Below are 15491 nucleotides of genomic sequence, written 5' to 3' on the forward strand. Positions count from 1 at the left end.
TCTTGTATAAGATCTCGGGAATACATCGAATGTCCGCGCAAAACAGCCTAGTAATACTTGCTCGAGGAGGGTACGCCGCTCGGGGATTGCTTTATTTGATCATCGGTATTTTCGCGTTGCTCGCAGCACAAGACTCGACAAAACCGAAGGACAGCCACAAGAGCCTCGAAGCATTGCTGAGCCAACCATTCGGCTATTTTCTGGTTGGGCTTGTGGTGGCGGGCCTACTCGCATTCGCAGCTTGGCGCGTCCTACAAGCTACCCGTGATGTCGATCACCACGGCAAAAAATTCAAAGGCTTGGTGATTCGCGCAGGCCTGTTCGTGGGAGGTATGGTCAACGGCGCTCTCGCGTTTTTCGCGTTGGGCCTGCTCATTAGCGGCATTAGAAGCTCGGGCAATTCCGGTGGGCAGACCAAAGACTGGCTAGCGCATTTTTTGTCTTGGGATCACTCGAATTTGTTGGTGTACCTGATTGCTCTCGTTCCCCTTGGTGTGGGTATTGCTCACATCATCAAGGGATGGAAAGCGTCGTTCGAGAAATATTTTGAGGCCGACGAGGACGTCATGCGCTACATCCGCCCTGTATCACGATTCGGACTAATTGCCCGTGGAGTCGTGTTCCTAGAAATTGCGTTGCTACTGGCAATAAGCGGTTCCACTTATCAAGCCATGGATCCACCTGGTATGAAGGAATCACTTGATGCGCTCCAAAATCTGCCAGCTGGATGGTTGATTTTGATGGTTATGGCTTTAGGGCTGATTGCTTTCTCGGTTTACAGTTTCTCTGAAGCCTTTTGGCGCAAGATCAACATGGATGTGCCGGGAGTGCCGAGCAGGGGTTGATGAGAAACGGAAGTCTTACAGCCATGCGGAGCCTTACTCGCACCAAGGCCCCCATGTTGGCGGGTTATCTACGATATCGATGGACGTGCTGAGTTCGTCTTGCATGTGCTCGAAGACTCTGTCGAGACGCGGATGAGCTCTCGATTCTCGGAGTGCATTTACTAATTCCAGAAGCTCTCGGCCCTGGGCTAGCGGCATCTGGATATCGCAGTACACCGTGTCATCGTCTTGTCCCATGCCCTCACCCGCTCAGTCTTTTTTAGATTTATTTCTTGCGGCCCGATGCTGCTCCAGGTGTCGCATCTCTGCTTCCCAACTCGCCAGGAATTTATCCCAGCCTGAGGCGTATGGCCCATCGACCAACCTGGTCGACCCGACGCTTGCCTGGTAGAAACGCTCTCTCCAGGGTTGCGGAATAGTCTGCTCCAAAATGATGATGATTCCGGAGTTATGGCGCATCACCGAGACAGAGTTACGAACCTGAATGAGGTCGAGTGGCTTATCGCTACAGGGGGTGTCGTTTCGCTCTTGGTCGTCGAGATAATCGAGGATGGCAAGGAGGTCGGATGCACTGGGATCACCAGGACGGAGGCATGCAAGGGCCCACAGAGTCCTTCGCCTAGCGCCCTCAAGCTGACGGAGTTCATCGTGGGTCATTTCAGCCGCATCCTTGTTGATTTGATATCGGGCATTAGCTATGGCGCGCCGCCTGCGGCGGAAGGCTGGAGAGAACTGAGCCACGGCTGCGCCGCGTCTCAGCCCGTTGGGCGCTCATCCTGCACGCCTGCGCGCTCCGCTTGCCCGATACTCGCTAGGAAAGGAAAGTCTGGCGCAGCGATCCTGAAGCCGGGGCGGGTGTAAGCGTGCCCTACGTACAGGATTATTACTTATGGAGCTTACTGAAGCGACTCGATAGCACTGCAGCTTCGGTAGTTTCCCAAGCTTCAGGATTAGACGTAGCGTTGAACATCACCCATGCCCTCCACAGGAAAAAGGCGGCTACCAAGCTCGACTCAATTACTGCAAATACCGTAGTGGTATACATATAATCTGAATTTTCTCCGAAGAAAAACAGCACTGGAAATATTGAAGCGATCCAGCCGGCGACGAAAGTTAGACAAAATGCGATGGCCGCAGTAACCGTCAGGAAAATCGGGACTTGATATCTGTACTGGGTTGCAAATGATTTCTCGCCGTTTTGCTTCGCTAGGCCGTACAAGATGCCTGTGTTTTTTTCTTTGTCATTGTTTCTTTTAAACAGGCCATACAAAGTTACACTCTCGCCGACCTCCAACTCTTCATAAAGCTTGTTCGACACTTGCAAATTCGGGATAACTGCACCGTCAATGCTGACTTTAGCTTTATGCCCGCCGTTCATTCGATCAATAGATCGAACGTAGTCAACTTTTCCTGAAACTTTCACGCAATCGAACTTCATCACTCACTATCCCTGCCTTCGCTTAAAAAAGTGGATCTGGTTCTTGCCAAGACGTCGCTCAGTGACGATTGCAGGCGGGCTTACGCGGGCCATAAACGTCGGACTTGATGAGCGCGTCTCCCATCGAGACGTCCCTGGCCGTGTCTTAGGTGCTGCTCTCATGACCAATCCATCATCAATCCAAACATCCCGCCGCTATGATCAAGCGACTGCTTGGCAAACCATATGTCACGATAACATCACTATGATCTGTTTATCGAAACACGCTTGCCGTGGCTCTATCCTCAGTTTTGAGGATCCGACTCATGCATCTGAAAGAAGCGCTGGCAGGAGCATTGCGTGGAGCTCGTGCTCATCAGGGGTTTAGTTACGAAGAGTTGGCGGGGGCAACGCACAGAACGTACGTGGGGAAGCTTGAGCAGGCCCGAGCGAACGCGACGTTGGAGAAACTGGACGAGATCGCTGACTATCTAGGCCTAGACCTTTTGACTATGGTCACTCTCGTCATTGCTGCACAGGGTGAAGAACTTCCTTCAGAAGCTTTGCAACGTACTGCCTTGCGAATCAGGGAATTCGAAATGTCCGGAGGGTGGCAGTTGGTAGAGGAGCAATTCAGTGATGGAAAGCTTATCAAGCGCTCCCAAGGTAAGCCTAAGCAGCCGCTTAAAGCGGACTACGTTCGAGTCCTGAAAGCGCAAGGTTTCGACAGAAAAACAATCGCTGAAAAGCTCGGCATTGCCAGAAGCACAGTCCAAAAATACTGGAATACATAAGCCTGCAGAGCATCAGCAATCCTGCAATCTGAGCAAATCGCGGTTTATGGCCCGCCCTATCGGGTCGGCTGTCGTAATCCGTGCCATGGCTGACGCCAAGTCATGGCTCTTTGGACTTCCATCCTCGCGCCTGCGGCCTAACTGGCCTGCGCGCTCCGCTTGCTCTGGTTAATTCCATCGACGGAAGAAACTCCAGGGATGCCTCAGCACTGCGCAATGGAGTGTAGTCATCCTGTCCATCCATATTTCTGTTGGAAGGTGCGGTCGCTGGGTGGACAATACGAGTTTGGCCATCTAGTAGTTGGCCATTGAGGAAGGAACCCCGCGCATGAGTCAGAAAGTCCTGAGGCTTCCCCAGAACGATGTCGGTCGCGACTTCGTTATCGGCGACATTCACTTCAAGACGATTGACCTCCATAAAGGATTGTTGAAGCTAGGTTTCGACAAAACTATCGACCGAGTCATCGGGGTGGGTGACCTCATAGATCGCGGGCCTGGAGTCCTCGATGGTCTGAAGCTTCTTGGTGAGCCGTGGTTCTTCACCGTTCTAGGTAACCATGAGCAGATGCTTATCAACGCTTACAGGGAAAACCCCAGCGCTCGTTATGTAGCTCATGGTGCAGGCTGGTGGTCGACCATCGCTGACGAATCGAAAGAGATGGTCGTTGGGAAGCTCGAGAGCCTTCCCACAGTCATAGAAATCGAGTCCCCTCGCGGTTTGGTTGGCGTTGTTCATGCTGATGTCCCTGCCGGGATGTCATGGGTCGAGTTCACTCGAGACATATCGATCCCTGCTGTAGAAGAGATCGCGCTATGGGGGCGCGAGCGGATCAAAAAGCACCATCGAGAAGGTGTCAAAGGGGTCTGGCGTGTCTGCACGGGGCACACCTGGATTCCAGAGCCTGTTCGGCTAGGGAACGTTCTTGCACTTGATTGCACCGGAGGGGGTGAAGGGCCACTAGCTGTCTATTGTGTTCAGGCGGACACGATTTATGTGGAGGGACGCCCCGTGACACTTGACCAATCGGAGGCTGTTACCGAGCTACTGGACGAACTTGAGCAGGCTTTAGGTCATCTTAAGGCCACCACCAACGCTAACAAGCTAATTGAGTCACAACGCTTGAGCCATGAGGCCGACGAGTTAGCTCGTCGAGTGAACACTACCTGGCTGACTTTGCGTTCGGAAATTGGCGAGTCTCAGAAGTTGCTTAATGAGCTTCACGGACTCAGCTTGCTCACCGGCGAACGAAGGGAAGCTAAGCTCGAAGAGCTGAAGTTCAAGCATGCAGGCACCCAGATAGAGGGATTGCTGTCGAGACTTCTTGATTGAAGGTTGAGTACCAGTAACCCGGAGACCTAAGAGAAATGATGGCCGAATCTGTGCGAGTAGTTCGTAAATGAAGCAGGTGAGACTAATACGACATGGAGAAAGCGCTGCGAACGCGGGCGAAGCCACTTTAGATCACGCGACCATTACTCTCACTCCGAGAGGAGTTGAGCAAGCGCAGCTGGTGGCACTGTCGTTCAACCATGCTCCGGCTCTGATCGTTGCCTCGCCTTTCACCCGAGCGCACTCAACCGCTATGGCGACCGCAGCGGTGTTTCCTAATATCCTTTTTGAAACTTGGCCCATCCAAGAATTCACTTACCTTGAACTCACGCGGTGCACTGGCACAACCGTCGCTGATCGGCGCGAATGGGTGGAGGCGTATTGGGCCAAAGCAGATCCTGGTTTCACGGATGGTGAAGGCGCTGAGTCATTTCTAGATTTCATAGCTAGAGCTCAGTCTTTCCTGGATCGACTTGCAGTGCATCCTGCTCATGACATCGTAGTGTTTTCGCATGGTCAGTTCATTAACGCTGTAGCCTGGCTGATTGAGCGCAAACCGCTCGGCATTGACGGTGGAGCTATGGTGGACTGGCGTGAGTATGAGATCGCGAACCACGTGCCCAATTGCGGTGAGTGCCTGCTTTCGAAAGATCCCGACGAAGCCGGTTGGAAAGTAAGCCGGTCAGCCCCAAAGGAGCCACGAATGGATTCCATTTGGCGCGTGCCGGGCAGAGCTTATCAAGTCGCTCGTGATCCTGAGCGCCTGCTCATTGAAGAGCGCGCCGAAGCTCTCTCAGCTGCGGGCTATCCACTGCCGAATGATGATCCGGCTATGTACGCTGAGCAAAGGCTGAAAGAGGCCAGAGCGGCAGCGCATTCATCCCAGGTAGGTAGCATCAGCGAAAGCACTGCGGCGGAGCTCTCAGCGAGAGAGGTATGCCAGGTATTGCGAGAGGTCACCTTCGAGCGACGGACGATTACCAAGGTGAGTCAGGCGTCTTGGGATGAGATTTATGCGGGCCATTTCGTGGTGAGCGTCGATGGTTGGCGGCTATCGATCTACAACGACTGTGACACGCTCGACTACTGCGAAGAGTGCATCAGCTCTGATGGGCGACGCTGGTCGTTTCACTCTGGAGATCGCTTTGGTACTGACCCGATAGCGTTGCTCAGCACTTGGGAACATCAGACGCTTGAGCGTCTCCTGAAAGCGCTCTAGGGAGCCAAGTTCGAGCGGGCCTCTACGAGGACGGCTGTCGTAAACCAAGCCTCGATGTTGCCGAGTCTTGGCCCTGTGGGCTTCCATCCTCCGGCCTACGCGCTCCGCTTGCTAGTGACCCCACGTCACCCCTCCACAAGATTTGTGGCCCAATAGCCTCGTCGTACTTCGGACGTGCTGCTTGGATGGAAGTGAGTTGTGCATACCAGCCCTCGCCCCCGCAACCCAATATGGACAGTTCTAGAGGCGAAGGCGATAAACGTGAAAATGGAGCCCCCCTGTCGAAACGTCCTTTTCCTTACTCAGCGGCGAAAGAGACGGTCTAGAACCAGCAGCGCTACTGCACCAATCGCGATTGCAGCAACCGGTTTCTCTTTGACGAACGTGGATACGCTGTCCAGCGCATCGCCATAGGTTTGGGTCAGCTGACCAGCAGCTTGACGTCCAGCACCTTCAGCTTCCAGCTTCGAATCACCAAACAGTTTTCCGACTGCGCTCTGCGCTTTGCCGGCAACCTTTTCTACAGCGCCTTCAACTTGTTCGCTCTTCATGATTCACCAAACCTTCGTGTGTGATTGAGTAACCCAGAAAAACCTGGGCTTGAAGCAACCTGCACAGAGTTAGGGGAACGGGCGTAATGATTAGTTCAAAGTTGATGAGCCTCAGGATTTGTCCGCAAGACACCTAACCATTTCTTATGCTGCGCTATGCTGAGCGGCCCTGAAGGAGATCACCCCAATGCCAAAGGAATACTCATTGTCAGATGTGCTGGAAAGGATGTACCAAAACCAACTCGCCCTAGAGGCAGCGCTGATGGAATTAACCCTGCACGTCGAGGCTCACGGTCATGCAGACGCTGGAGATAACGTCCGTGGCGCGCTTGAGACCATCGGCGAGAACGCCGGCCATATCAAGCAAGGTCTAGCCCGGCTCAAAAAGCTCCCATGAGGCAGCCGCTCTTTGATTTTGATCTCAAACGCGCCTCACGCGAGGGCTACATAACAGGGAAAGCTGCGATCAACTTTCCACACGTAGGAAGCACTAATGGCACACTTCTGCTCCAGACGCATTCCAGCCTCGTCCGCCTCGTCCGTCGCCCCACGCAATAATCCGCTTAAATTCAAACTGGCTTGCTACCTGGCCATTGCTGGAAACTCCAAGCGAAAGCTCGTTCCTGACGAACTACTGTCTACGCTTACCCGAAGGCCATGTAACCGAAATTGAGAAAGCCCCTCATCACCTGATGAGGAGCTAGTACAGCGCAGCTGGATGACTAAGGCGCTACATTCGTGTTGAAAATCTTGCTAACCACAGTCCACTTGCCATCGACTTTCAACAGATGGAAAAAGTCAGTGAAGGAAATACCTGACATGTCGTTGGCGTCGATGCGAGCGCTAGCCGCAGTACCGACGATCTCGATGCGGGTAATTGCAGCCTTTGCATCCGGAGATGGGCGGAAACCCTTGTCAATTCCCTCGAACAAGATTGGAATCGCGCCGCCTTCCAACTTGCCATCGGCGCCGACGCTGTACATCGTCGCATGTTCATTGAAAGCGGGTTTCATGATACTGCTCTTGGCCTGCTTGCAACCCTCAATGTACTTGTTAAGTACCTCTGTAATAGCTTGATAGTCTTCTACGTACGTAGCTTTGCTGACAGTCTTACTACTGACTTGCGGGCTACTTGGTGCATTTTCTGCGTGAGCCATCGTGCCAATGCTCAAAATCAAGGCCACGAAAACCAGCTGCTTAATAGATGTAGTTTTCATTTAGTCGCTCTTCGTAAGGAGTGCAATTATTGAAATATACTCAACCGCAAAAACGCAGCAGACGCTCCGGGAATCTGCTGTGTGCATGCAGCTTCGCAATGAAATGACGATGTGTTTTCAATGACGAAGCCCGCAGTTTCACAGTGACCTGCGGATTCTTTGTTTTTGAAATTACTTGCTCAGGTTGATCTTGAGTTCCTGAGATGCCTGCGCAATCGCGCTGCGCGGCGTCGGCAGATGGCTGAAGCCGTTCGACAGACCGAAATCGTGAATCATGCCGTTGTAGCGAACCGTCTTCACAGGCACACCCGCCGCGTCGAGCTTGCGGCCGTACGCTTCAGCTTCATCGCGCAGGACATCGAATTCGGCAGTCTGGATCAGCGTCGGCGGCAAGCCCTTCAACTGTTCGGTCGTGGCCTGCAGTGGAGAAGCGTAAATCTGTTTGCGTGCCTCGGCGTTGGGTGCGTAATTGTCCCAGAACCACGCCATCATATCCTTCGTCAGGAAATAGCCTTTGGCAAAGGCCTTGTACGACGGCGTGTCAAAGTTGAAGTCTGTCACTGGGCACAGCAACACTTGCGAACGCAGTGCGGGTTCACCCTTCTCGTTCGCCATCAGGGCAACTACGGCGGCAATGTTCCCGCCAGCACTGTTGCCGGCTACGCCGAGGCGAGTGCCGTCTACCTTGATCTCTTGCCCGTGTTCGGCGACCCATTTTGTCGCGGCATAGGCTTGCTCGGCGGCGACGCCATATGCCGCCTCTGGCGAAAGGCTGTAGTTGACGAAGACCGCCACCGCACCCGAGCCCACCACCAGGTCACGCACCAATCGCTCGTGGGTCGGGAAGTCGCCCAAAACCCAGCCGCCGCCATGGAAATACATAAACGCGGGCAGAGTCTTCTGCTGGCTACCGACCGGGCGCACGATGGTCAGCTTCAGATCACTGCCGTTGACGCGTATCGTCTTCTCGCTGACATCAGCTGCCGGCAAGACTACTTGGGGGGCAGCCTGGGCACCCGCCAGCGCCGCACGGGCATCGACCGGCGTCATGGAGTCGAGCGTCGGAACACCTTCAAGCGATTGCAAGAGTTTCGCGGTGTTGTGCTCAACTCCCGGGTAAGTGGCGGCGGAGGCAGTACCGGGCGCAAGTGTAACGACCGTAAGAGCCAGAGCAGAGGTAAGGGTTTTCATGACGTTTCCATTTTTATGCCTGAGTGCTGGGAAGCCTCAACTGCTACAGACTTAAGGACGACAGAGGTTCAAGGCGCGACGTGAGTGTGAAAGATCTTGCTGACGACCGTCCACTTACCGTCAACTTTCAACAGATGGAAAAAGTCGGTAAACGAAATGCCGGACATGTCGTTTGCGTCGATGCGCGCGCTCGCCGCGGTACCGACAATCTCAATGCGGACGATAGCTGCCGGTGCATCAGGAGAGGGGCGAAACCCTTCATCGATCCCCTTGAACAGGATAGGAATTGCGCCGCCGGCCAGCTTACCGTCGCCATCGACGCTAAACATGGTCGCTTGCTCATTGAAAGCAGGCTTCATGAGACTGCTTTTTGCTTGCTTGCAGCCCTCGATGTACTGGTTAAGCACCTCGGTGATGGCTTGGTATTCGTGTACGTAAGTAGGTTTGCTCATGGTTCTACTCCTGCATCAGTTGATGCCTATGTATCGCTGATTTGGCGTAACAAATTATTTGATGCACCACTATAGGCATCAGCGATAATGAATAAAATGATCACAAGCATGGATACCGTATGAGCAATAAAGTCATAATAAAAACCGCATCACACACGGATACTCATAAAGCAGCAGTCGCCCTACCCCCCGTGCATCTTCCAGGCCTTTTAACGTTTGAGGCTGCTGCCAGGCATTTGAATTTTGCCCGCGCGGCTATCGAGCTAGGCGTCACGCCTACTGCTGTATCACGCACCATCAAAGGCATAGAAGCGCAGCTGAATGTGCGATTGTTCAATCGTACAACTCGCAGTGTCAGCTTGACTGAGGCTGGCGAAGCGCTGATCGGAGCATTAGCCCCTGCACTGGCACTGATCAAGGACGCGTTGTCACAGGCCTTGCTTGCGACCGACCAGCCATCTGGTACCGTGCGCCTAAACTCCTCCTACGTCGCATACCGTATCTTTATCGAACCGCACCTCACCGCCTTCATGGAAAGATTCCCACTTATCAATGTCGAGATATCTCTGGATAATCGGCTGAGTGATATCGTCAACGCCGGTTTTGATATCGGCATACGCATGGGAAAACGCGTTCAGAACGATATGGTGTCCGTGCAGCTGGGATCGCTACAAAAAAGAATTGTCGTTGCTGCACCGGATTACTTCCGCGATCTGAGTGAACCAGAAACCATTGAGGAACTGCTAGAGCACAACTGCATTCGTCAACGTTATTCCGTTGGCGGCAGACTGTTCGAATGGAAGTTCGACGCTCAAGGCCAAATGACCCAAGTCGACGTTCAAGGGCGCTTTGTTTTCGATGAGATGAGATCCGTTCTGGATGCAGCCATACAAGGTCAGGGCATCGGCTTCGTCTTCGAAAATTTTGCAAAGCAAGAGTTAGCCAGCGGAATGCTGCGGCACATATTGAAGGAGCACAGCGCACTAGATGATGCGTTTAATCTGTACTATCCGCATCGCAAGCACATGCCTGGAAAGCTTCGTGCATTTGTTGACTTCATGCGCAGTGCAAATCGGATGGAATCCGATTGATTGAATGCTCGCTTACAAAGTCCCGATTGTATCGACGAGACCCCAACGCCCCGAACACACTCATTGTCGACTGATGCATGCTGGCGAACCTGCTTGGGATTACGACGGGGGAAACGGGCTCATCAGACCAGCTCAAGGCAGGCGCCGGTCTTCTGTAAACCAGAAGACTGGCGCCCTGCTGCTGTTACGAGGCCGTACCTTCGAGCAGGTACAGATCTGTTTTCGCCGAACGAGTACGGTAGCCAATCACATCCTGATAATCCTGGGAGTGATAAAACTCTCGAGCCTTCTCAGGGCTTTCGAATTCGACGAGTACCACGCGCTCGACACGACGATCACCCTCGAGTACCTCGGGTTCGCCGCCTGCGATAGCGAAAATCGCACCCCACTTTTCGAGTACGGGCCCCACGCGCGTCATGTACTCGTTGTAAAAATATTCTGGATCGGTCACGACCAGTTCGGCATAGATGTAACCTTTCTTTTGCATGACAACACCTTTTTATTGTTGTGAAATTAATGGGCTGAACCGAGGTAGGCTGCCCGTACAGCGGGATCACTGCGCAGCTTGCTGGCAGCGCCGTGTATCGATATGTAGCCGTTCTCAAGGACATACGCGTAGTCGCTGACCTCAAGGGCCGCCGCTGCGAATTGCTCGACAAGAAGCATTGTCACGCCGGTGGCCTTCAACCGCTCAATGATGCGAAAAACTTCGTCAACCAGGATCGGCGCCAGGCCCATTGAAGGTTCATCGAGAAGTATTACTTCAGGAGAGAGCATCACGGCACGTGCCATGGCGAGCATCTGCTGCTCACCTCCCGACAATGTGCCCGCAAGCTGTTTGCGACGCTCCTGAAGACGCGGAAACAACTCCAGAGCTCGCTCCAGATCCTGAGCGATATTTCCTTTCGGCCGGCTGCGCATGAAACGAGGAAAGGCACCCAGGGTGATGTTGTCGATCACCGAAAGCGTGGGAAACACCCGCCGCCCCTCAGGTGAATGGGCCAAGCCGCAGCGTGCGATTTTGTGGGAAGGCAGCCCAGCAATATTTTTGCCGTCCAGCATGACCGTGCCCTGCTGCGGACAGATCATTCCAGACAAGGCTCGCATTGTCGTTGTCTTGCCAGCGCCGTTACTCCCTATGAGGCTGACCACCTGCCCCTTTAGGACTTCCAGGCTGATTCCATGAAGTACCTGAATCTTGCCGTAGCCAGCATGAAGGTTATCGACTTTGAGCATGGTCACGCCCCCTTCTGCACAAGAACGGGTGGTGAAATGCGTTCTACCTGTGGTGCTGGGACGACAGCTTCTGCGGCACTTCCTCCGAGGTAGGCCTCTATCACCCGAGGATTAGACTGAACATCGGCTGGCTTGCCCTCGGCAATTTTCTGGCCGAAATCCAGCACGGTCACTGTGTCGCAGATGCTCATCACCATGTCCATGTGGTGCTCGATCAAGACCACGGTTACGCCGTGATCCTTGATCTTTTTGATGATCTGGACGAGCTCGGCAATATCCGCAGCGGTCAACCCGGCCGCGGGCTCATCGAGTAACAGCAACTTGGGTTGCAAAGCGAGCGCTCGGCCAATCTCGAGCAGGCGTTGCTTTCCGTATGGAAGGTTCCTGGCCTGCTCGCTGCGAAGTGCTTTGAGTCCAATGAAATCAAGGATATTGAGGGCCTTCTCCCTTGCTTGCAGCTGTTCGGCTTGATAACCAGGGAGGTTGAGCAGGATAGAAGGTAGGCCCCGCTGGAACGTATGGTTAAAAGCAACGAGCACGTTTTCCAGCACACTCATCTCGCCGAAGAGCTGTACGTTCTGGAATGTCCGGGCAATGCCACCCAACGCAATCTTGGAGGGAGAGCGCCCGACGATCGAATGACCTTCAAACTGGGCCACTCCTACCGTCGGCACATAGATGCCCGTAATCACGTTCATCATCGTGCTCTTGCCTGAACCATTGGGCCCAATCAACCCGTGAATGCTTCCGCGCGCCACACTCAAGCACACGCTATTGAGGGCTTTGAGCCCGCCGAACTGCATGACAATGCTTTCGGCTTGGAAGATCGGCTCATTGCTCGGCGTCCGGTCGGCGCCTTTATCCCACAAGTTCACTGATCGCGGCCGGTTTGTACTGACGATCGAGGCCTGATCCTTGCTGAACCTGGAGAAAGGCGCCTTCAAAAAGCCAATAACCCCGTTGGGCAGATAGTAGATGACGGCCAGCATCATTAAGCCAAAGATTGTCAGTCGCTGTTCGGTAATATCGTCAATGTTGAATGCAAAGACTACGAACGCTACGAGCGCGAGACTCGGTATAGCGATCTGTCTGGGCGTGAGTCGTTTTTGGAATATCCCGAAGCCCACCGTTATTGCAACGATGACCGCAAGTCCTACGACCAGTGAATGAAACAGGGCAAGGTCAGATAACCAGTTAGGCAGTAGTACCACCACCGAAGCGCCGATCAGCGCACCCACACGACTCTTTTTCCCTCCGAGGATCAGCGCTAGGAGGAATAACACATTGAGCTCGAAGCCGAAGCCATTCGGCGCGATGTATTCCTCCGAATAGCTGAACAGACTGCCCGCAAGCCCCGCGAAGGTGGCGCTGATTACAAACGCTATCACCTTATAACGGTAAACGTTGACACCCATGCAATCGGCCGCCATGGGACTCCCTCTCAGGGCTGCAAAGGCACGTCCCAAAGGTGAGTGCAGGATGCGTGTCACTGCAATGAACGACAATACTACCGCCGCCAGCACTACGTAGTAGAACTCCTGCGAAGACAGCCTGTGCTCGAAAAAAACGGGCTTGAGCACCTGTAACCCTTGAGGGCCATTGGTGAGGAACGCCATTTCATTGATTAGAATCAGGATGATCGTCGAGAACGCGAGCGTCACCATCGCAAGATAGGGCCCGGTGACCCTTAATGCGGGAAACGCCAGAATCCCACCAAATACTGCAGTCACGGCCATCGCTGCGGGAACCGCAACGTAGAAAGGCAGGCCCAGTTTTGTGGCGATCAGACCGGCGGTATAAGCACCGACCGCAAACAGCCCTGCATGCCCCAAGGAAACTTCACCGGTATATCCAACAAGGATGTCCATGCCGAATAGCAATACAGCATAGATACCGATCACCACCACCAGATGCAGGTAATAGGGGTTAGGGAATGCCAGGGGCAGTACCGCTGCTACAAGTAAAAGCAAGCAGCTAACAAGTAGTTGGACGTTGCGCATACTCACACCTTCTTGATGGCGGCCCTACCGAAAATGCCGGCCGGCTTGATCATTAACACGATGAGTAACAGCACCAGGCCAGGCACGTCCTTATAGCCGGTCGACAGGAAGAATCCTGTTGCCGTTTCCGTGACGCCCAGAATGATGCCGCCTACGATGACGCCGAACCCGGAGGTCAGGCCGCCGATAATGGCTACCGCGAAGGCTTTGAGGCCTAATGCGACCCCCATGCTTGCGCCAGTGAGGGTCAACGGAGCTACCAGAATTCCTGCAAATGCCGCGGTCATCGAGGACAGTGCATACGAGAATGTAATGACCGAGCCCGTGTTGATCCCCATCAACCCTGCGGCATCCCGATCAGAACTCGTGGCAACCACTGCTTTGCCGAAAATGGTCTTGCGATTGAAGAACTCCACCGCCAGCATCATCAGGATGGCGCCGGCTACCACCAGCAGCTCCATCGGCATCACGAACGCCGAGCCGATCTGCAAAGGCAATTCCGGTAAGGGAGAAGGAAACTTCATGTCGTCCTTGCCCCAGATGTTTTCTGCCACGTTCTTGAAGATGATCGCCAAAGCGATCGTCGACATAATCCAGCCGAATTCAGATTTGATTTTCATCGCCGGACGCACCGCAATCCGCTCGACCACTACGCCTTGCAAAGCGCCAAACAACATGACCAGAGGAATGGCGACCCAGTAACCGACGTAGGGATAAAGCGTGAGACCGACAAGCGCCCCTAGCGCAAGAGCTTCGCCCTGACCAAAGTTAAGCGTCGTGGACGTCGCAAACGTAAGTTGGTAGCCAAAGGCAATGACCGCGTAAATCATGCCCACGGAGATACCGCTGAGCAGTACTTGTAGAAGTAGCTCGTCCATTGATATGCCCTCCCCTAATCGGGGTCGATAAAGGTGGCAGCAGAGTCTTCTACTACCCGAGTTTCAGCGCTGGGGAACTAGCGGTTGTTTCGGTCGGCGTCATAGGCATAAACGACCCGGCCATCCCGGATCTCACCGATCACCGCGACGGCGGGAGACTTGAAGGCCTCGTGATCGGTTTTGGAGAAAGGTTTGTCGTAGGTCATGACCAGGCCCTCTACCGGTTTCTGCAGATCTTCCAGTGCTTCCTTGACCTTGGCGCCGTCAGTGGAGCCTGCCTGCTCAATGGCTGCTGCCAGGATGTAGATGCAGTCATAACCTTGGGCCGCCCAGACCGGGCCCGGAATTCTGGAGACCGAATAGGTCTTCTCATACTTGTCGATGAAGGCCAGGCGCTTGTCTGTCGCACCGTCGAGAATGAAGGTCTGGGGCATGCGCACGCCTTCGGCATTGGCACCTGCGTTTTCGGCAAAGTTCGGCATCGACAATGTCCAACTGCCGATCATGGGTACCTTCCACCCAAGCTTGGCCATGCCGTTGGCGATCTGTGCTAGTTCGGGGCCGATGCCATAAGTCAGGATTGCCTGAGCACCGCGCATGCGCGAGCGCAACAGCTGAGGTGTCATGTCGACGTCTTTGATGTTGAATTTCTCGACCGCGACGGGCTCGATCCCTTTCTCTTTGAGCACGGCCTCAAGATCCGCTCGCCCCAATTGGCCGTAGTTGGTGGAGTCGGCCAGGATCGCAACCTTGGTGAGTTTTCGAGTGTCGATTGCCTCCTTGACGATCATTTCAGCCTGGATGCGGTCGGGAAGCGAAACCCGGAAAATATAGCTGTCCGGCAGAAAGGATTTCGTCACTTCAGTGCCGGATGGCCCCGGTGTGATGACAGGAATTTTAGACTCTTGGTAGAAGCGCTGACTCGCAAGCATGACACCGGTATTGATGACACCCACAGCGGCCACGATTTGATTGTTGTAGATCAGCTCCTGCGCTACCTGGATGCCGCGCTCATTCTTGGCTTCGTCATCTCGTTCAACAAGCTCCAAGGGCCGGCCTAAAACGCCGCCTTTGTCATTGATTTCCTTCACCGCGATTCGCATGGCGTCACGCATGGACACGCCCATAGGTGAAGATGCGCCCGTGTAGGGGCCTGGTGCCCCAATCTTGATAGGGTCAGCTGCCATGGAGCTCATGGCCAGCAGGAGCCCAGATACAGCCAACGTCGTGCGCAGGATCAATTTCATGATTTGTCTCCGTTTTTATTGTT

General features: G+C 54.0%; 18 protein-coding genes and 1 pseudogene. 7 read left to right on the forward strand and 12 right to left on the reverse strand.

Annotated elements, in window-relative coordinates; translation table 11 throughout:
• Positions 1 to 29: 29 nt before the first annotated feature.
• Positions 30 to 845 carry a DUF1206 domain-containing protein gene (locus AO064_RS08570; RefSeq protein WP_064053018.1) on the forward strand — a complete coding sequence of 272 codons (816 nt, stop codon included), beginning with the start codon at positions 30 to 32 and terminating at the stop codon, positions 843 to 845.
• A gap of 33 nt (positions 846 to 878) precedes the next feature.
• Here the strand turns inward: AO064_RS08570 and AO064_RS31180 are convergent, their stop codons facing one another.
• The 3 genes from AO064_RS31180 to AO064_RS08585 all read right to left on the reverse strand — a co-directional run bounded on the left by AO064_RS31180 (position 879) and on the right by AO064_RS08585 (position 2283).
• Entirely contained in the window at positions 879 to 1082 is a 204-nt protein-coding gene (locus AO064_RS31180; protein ID WP_064053019.1) for a hypothetical protein, read from the reverse strand.
• Between the two features lie 12 nt (positions 1083 to 1094).
• Entirely contained in the window at positions 1095 to 1502 is a 408-nt protein-coding gene (locus AO064_RS08580; protein WP_064053020.1) for a hypothetical protein, read from the reverse strand.
• Between the two features lie 226 nt (positions 1503 to 1728).
• Entirely contained in the window at positions 1729 to 2283 is a 555-nt protein-coding gene (locus AO064_RS08585; protein WP_064053021.1) for a hypothetical protein, read from the reverse strand.
• 305 nt (positions 2284 to 2588) lie between these two features.
• On the opposite strand from AO064_RS08585, the gene AO064_RS08590 reads away from it, so the two are divergent.
• The 4 genes and pseudogenes from AO064_RS08590 to AO064_RS31745 all read left to right on the forward strand — a co-directional run bounded on the left by AO064_RS08590 (position 2589) and on the right by AO064_RS31745 (position 5605).
• Entirely contained in the window at positions 2589 to 3056 is a 468-nt protein-coding gene (locus AO064_RS08590) for a transcriptional regulator (RefSeq protein WP_064053022.1), read from the forward strand.
• Positions 3057 to 3384: 328 nt separating this feature from the next.
• Positions 3385 to 4386 (forward strand): metallophosphoesterase, encoded by a 1002-nt coding sequence (locus AO064_RS08595; RefSeq protein ID WP_064053023.1) that lies wholly within the window; start codon positions 3385 to 3387, stop codon positions 4384 to 4386.
• Between the two features lie 67 nt (positions 4387 to 4453).
• A pseudogene (locus tag AO064_RS31185) lies at positions 4454 to 5062 on the forward strand (histidine phosphatase family protein); the annotation flags it as partial.
• A 219-nt stretch (positions 5063 to 5281) separates the two neighbouring features.
• A complete protein-coding gene (locus AO064_RS31745; protein ID WP_244159507.1) occupies positions 5282 to 5605 on the forward strand; it encodes a DUF7693 family protein in 324 nt (107 codons plus the stop codon).
• Between the two features lie 302 nt (positions 5606 to 5907).
• Here the strand turns inward: AO064_RS31745 and AO064_RS08605 are convergent, their stop codons facing one another.
• On the reverse strand, positions 5908 to 6156 hold the full coding sequence (locus tag AO064_RS08605) for a CsbD family protein (protein WP_064053025.1): 249 nt from the start codon (positions 6154 to 6156) through the stop codon (positions 5908 to 5910).
• Between the two features lie 187 nt (positions 6157 to 6343).
• Between AO064_RS08605 and AO064_RS08610 the strand changes: the two genes are divergently transcribed.
• Positions 6344 to 6553 carry a hypothetical protein gene (locus tag AO064_RS08610; RefSeq protein WP_064053026.1) on the forward strand — a complete coding sequence of 70 codons (210 nt, stop codon included), beginning with the start codon at positions 6344 to 6346 and terminating at the stop codon, positions 6551 to 6553.
• A gap of 325 nt (positions 6554 to 6878) precedes the next feature.
• Here AO064_RS08610 and AO064_RS08615 read toward each other — a convergent pair whose 3' ends face one another.
• The 3 genes from AO064_RS08615 to AO064_RS08625 all read right to left on the reverse strand — a co-directional run bounded on the left by AO064_RS08615 (position 6879) and on the right by AO064_RS08625 (position 9016).
• The gene (locus tag AO064_RS08615; protein WP_064053070.1) at positions 6879 to 7313 is read right to left on the reverse strand and encodes a nuclear transport factor 2 family protein; all 435 of its coding nucleotides are present in this window, start codon (positions 7311 to 7313) and stop codon (positions 6879 to 6881) included.
• A 231-nt stretch (positions 7314 to 7544) separates the two neighbouring features.
• Entirely contained in the window at positions 7545 to 8564 is a 1020-nt protein-coding gene (locus tag AO064_RS08620) for an alpha/beta hydrolase (protein WP_064053027.1), read from the reverse strand.
• Between the two features lie 68 nt (positions 8565 to 8632).
• Positions 8633 to 9016, reverse strand: a complete 384-nt coding sequence (locus AO064_RS08625) for a nuclear transport factor 2 family protein (protein ID WP_064053028.1) — start codon at positions 9014 to 9016, stop codon at positions 8633 to 8635.
• A 119-nt stretch (positions 9017 to 9135) separates the two neighbouring features.
• Here AO064_RS08625 and AO064_RS08630 point away from each other — a divergent pair, with 119 nt between their 5' ends.
• Entirely contained in the window at positions 9136 to 10107 is a 972-nt protein-coding gene (locus AO064_RS08630; protein WP_064053029.1) for a LysR family transcriptional regulator, read from the forward strand.
• Positions 10108 to 10291: 184 nt separating this feature from the next.
• On the opposite strand, the gene AO064_RS08635 is transcribed toward AO064_RS08630, so the two are convergent.
• From AO064_RS08635 to AO064_RS08655, 5 genes are all read right to left on the reverse strand, one after another.
• Positions 10292 to 10594, reverse strand: a complete 303-nt coding sequence (locus AO064_RS08635) for a DUF1330 domain-containing protein (protein ID WP_064053030.1) — start codon at positions 10592 to 10594, stop codon at positions 10292 to 10294.
• 26 nt (positions 10595 to 10620) lie between these two features.
• Positions 10621 to 11343, reverse strand: coding sequence for an ABC transporter ATP-binding protein (locus AO064_RS08640; protein ID WP_064053031.1), 723 nt, complete (start codon positions 11341 to 11343; stop codon positions 10621 to 10623).
• Between the two features lie 2 nt (positions 11344 to 11345).
• The gene (locus AO064_RS08645) at positions 11346 to 13343 is read right to left on the reverse strand and encodes a branched-chain amino acid ABC transporter ATP-binding protein/permease (RefSeq protein WP_064053032.1); all 1998 of its coding nucleotides are present in this window, start codon (positions 13341 to 13343) and stop codon (positions 11346 to 11348) included.
• A 2-nt stretch (positions 13344 to 13345) separates the two neighbouring features.
• The gene (locus AO064_RS08650) at positions 13346 to 14221 is read right to left on the reverse strand and encodes a branched-chain amino acid ABC transporter permease (RefSeq protein WP_064053033.1); all 876 of its coding nucleotides are present in this window, start codon (positions 14219 to 14221) and stop codon (positions 13346 to 13348) included.
• A gap of 77 nt (positions 14222 to 14298) precedes the next feature.
• Complete coding sequence (locus tag AO064_RS08655; RefSeq protein WP_064053034.1) at positions 14299 to 15468, reverse strand: ABC transporter substrate-binding protein; 1170 nt, start codon at positions 15466 to 15468, stop codon at positions 14299 to 14301.
• Positions 15469 to 15491 lie beyond the last annotated feature (23 nt).

Origin of the sequence: Pseudomonas marginalis (assembly GCF_001645105.1) — a bacterium.
Taxonomy (GTDB): Bacteria; Pseudomonadota; Gammaproteobacteria; order Pseudomonadales; family Pseudomonadaceae; genus Aquipseudomonas; species Aquipseudomonas petroselini.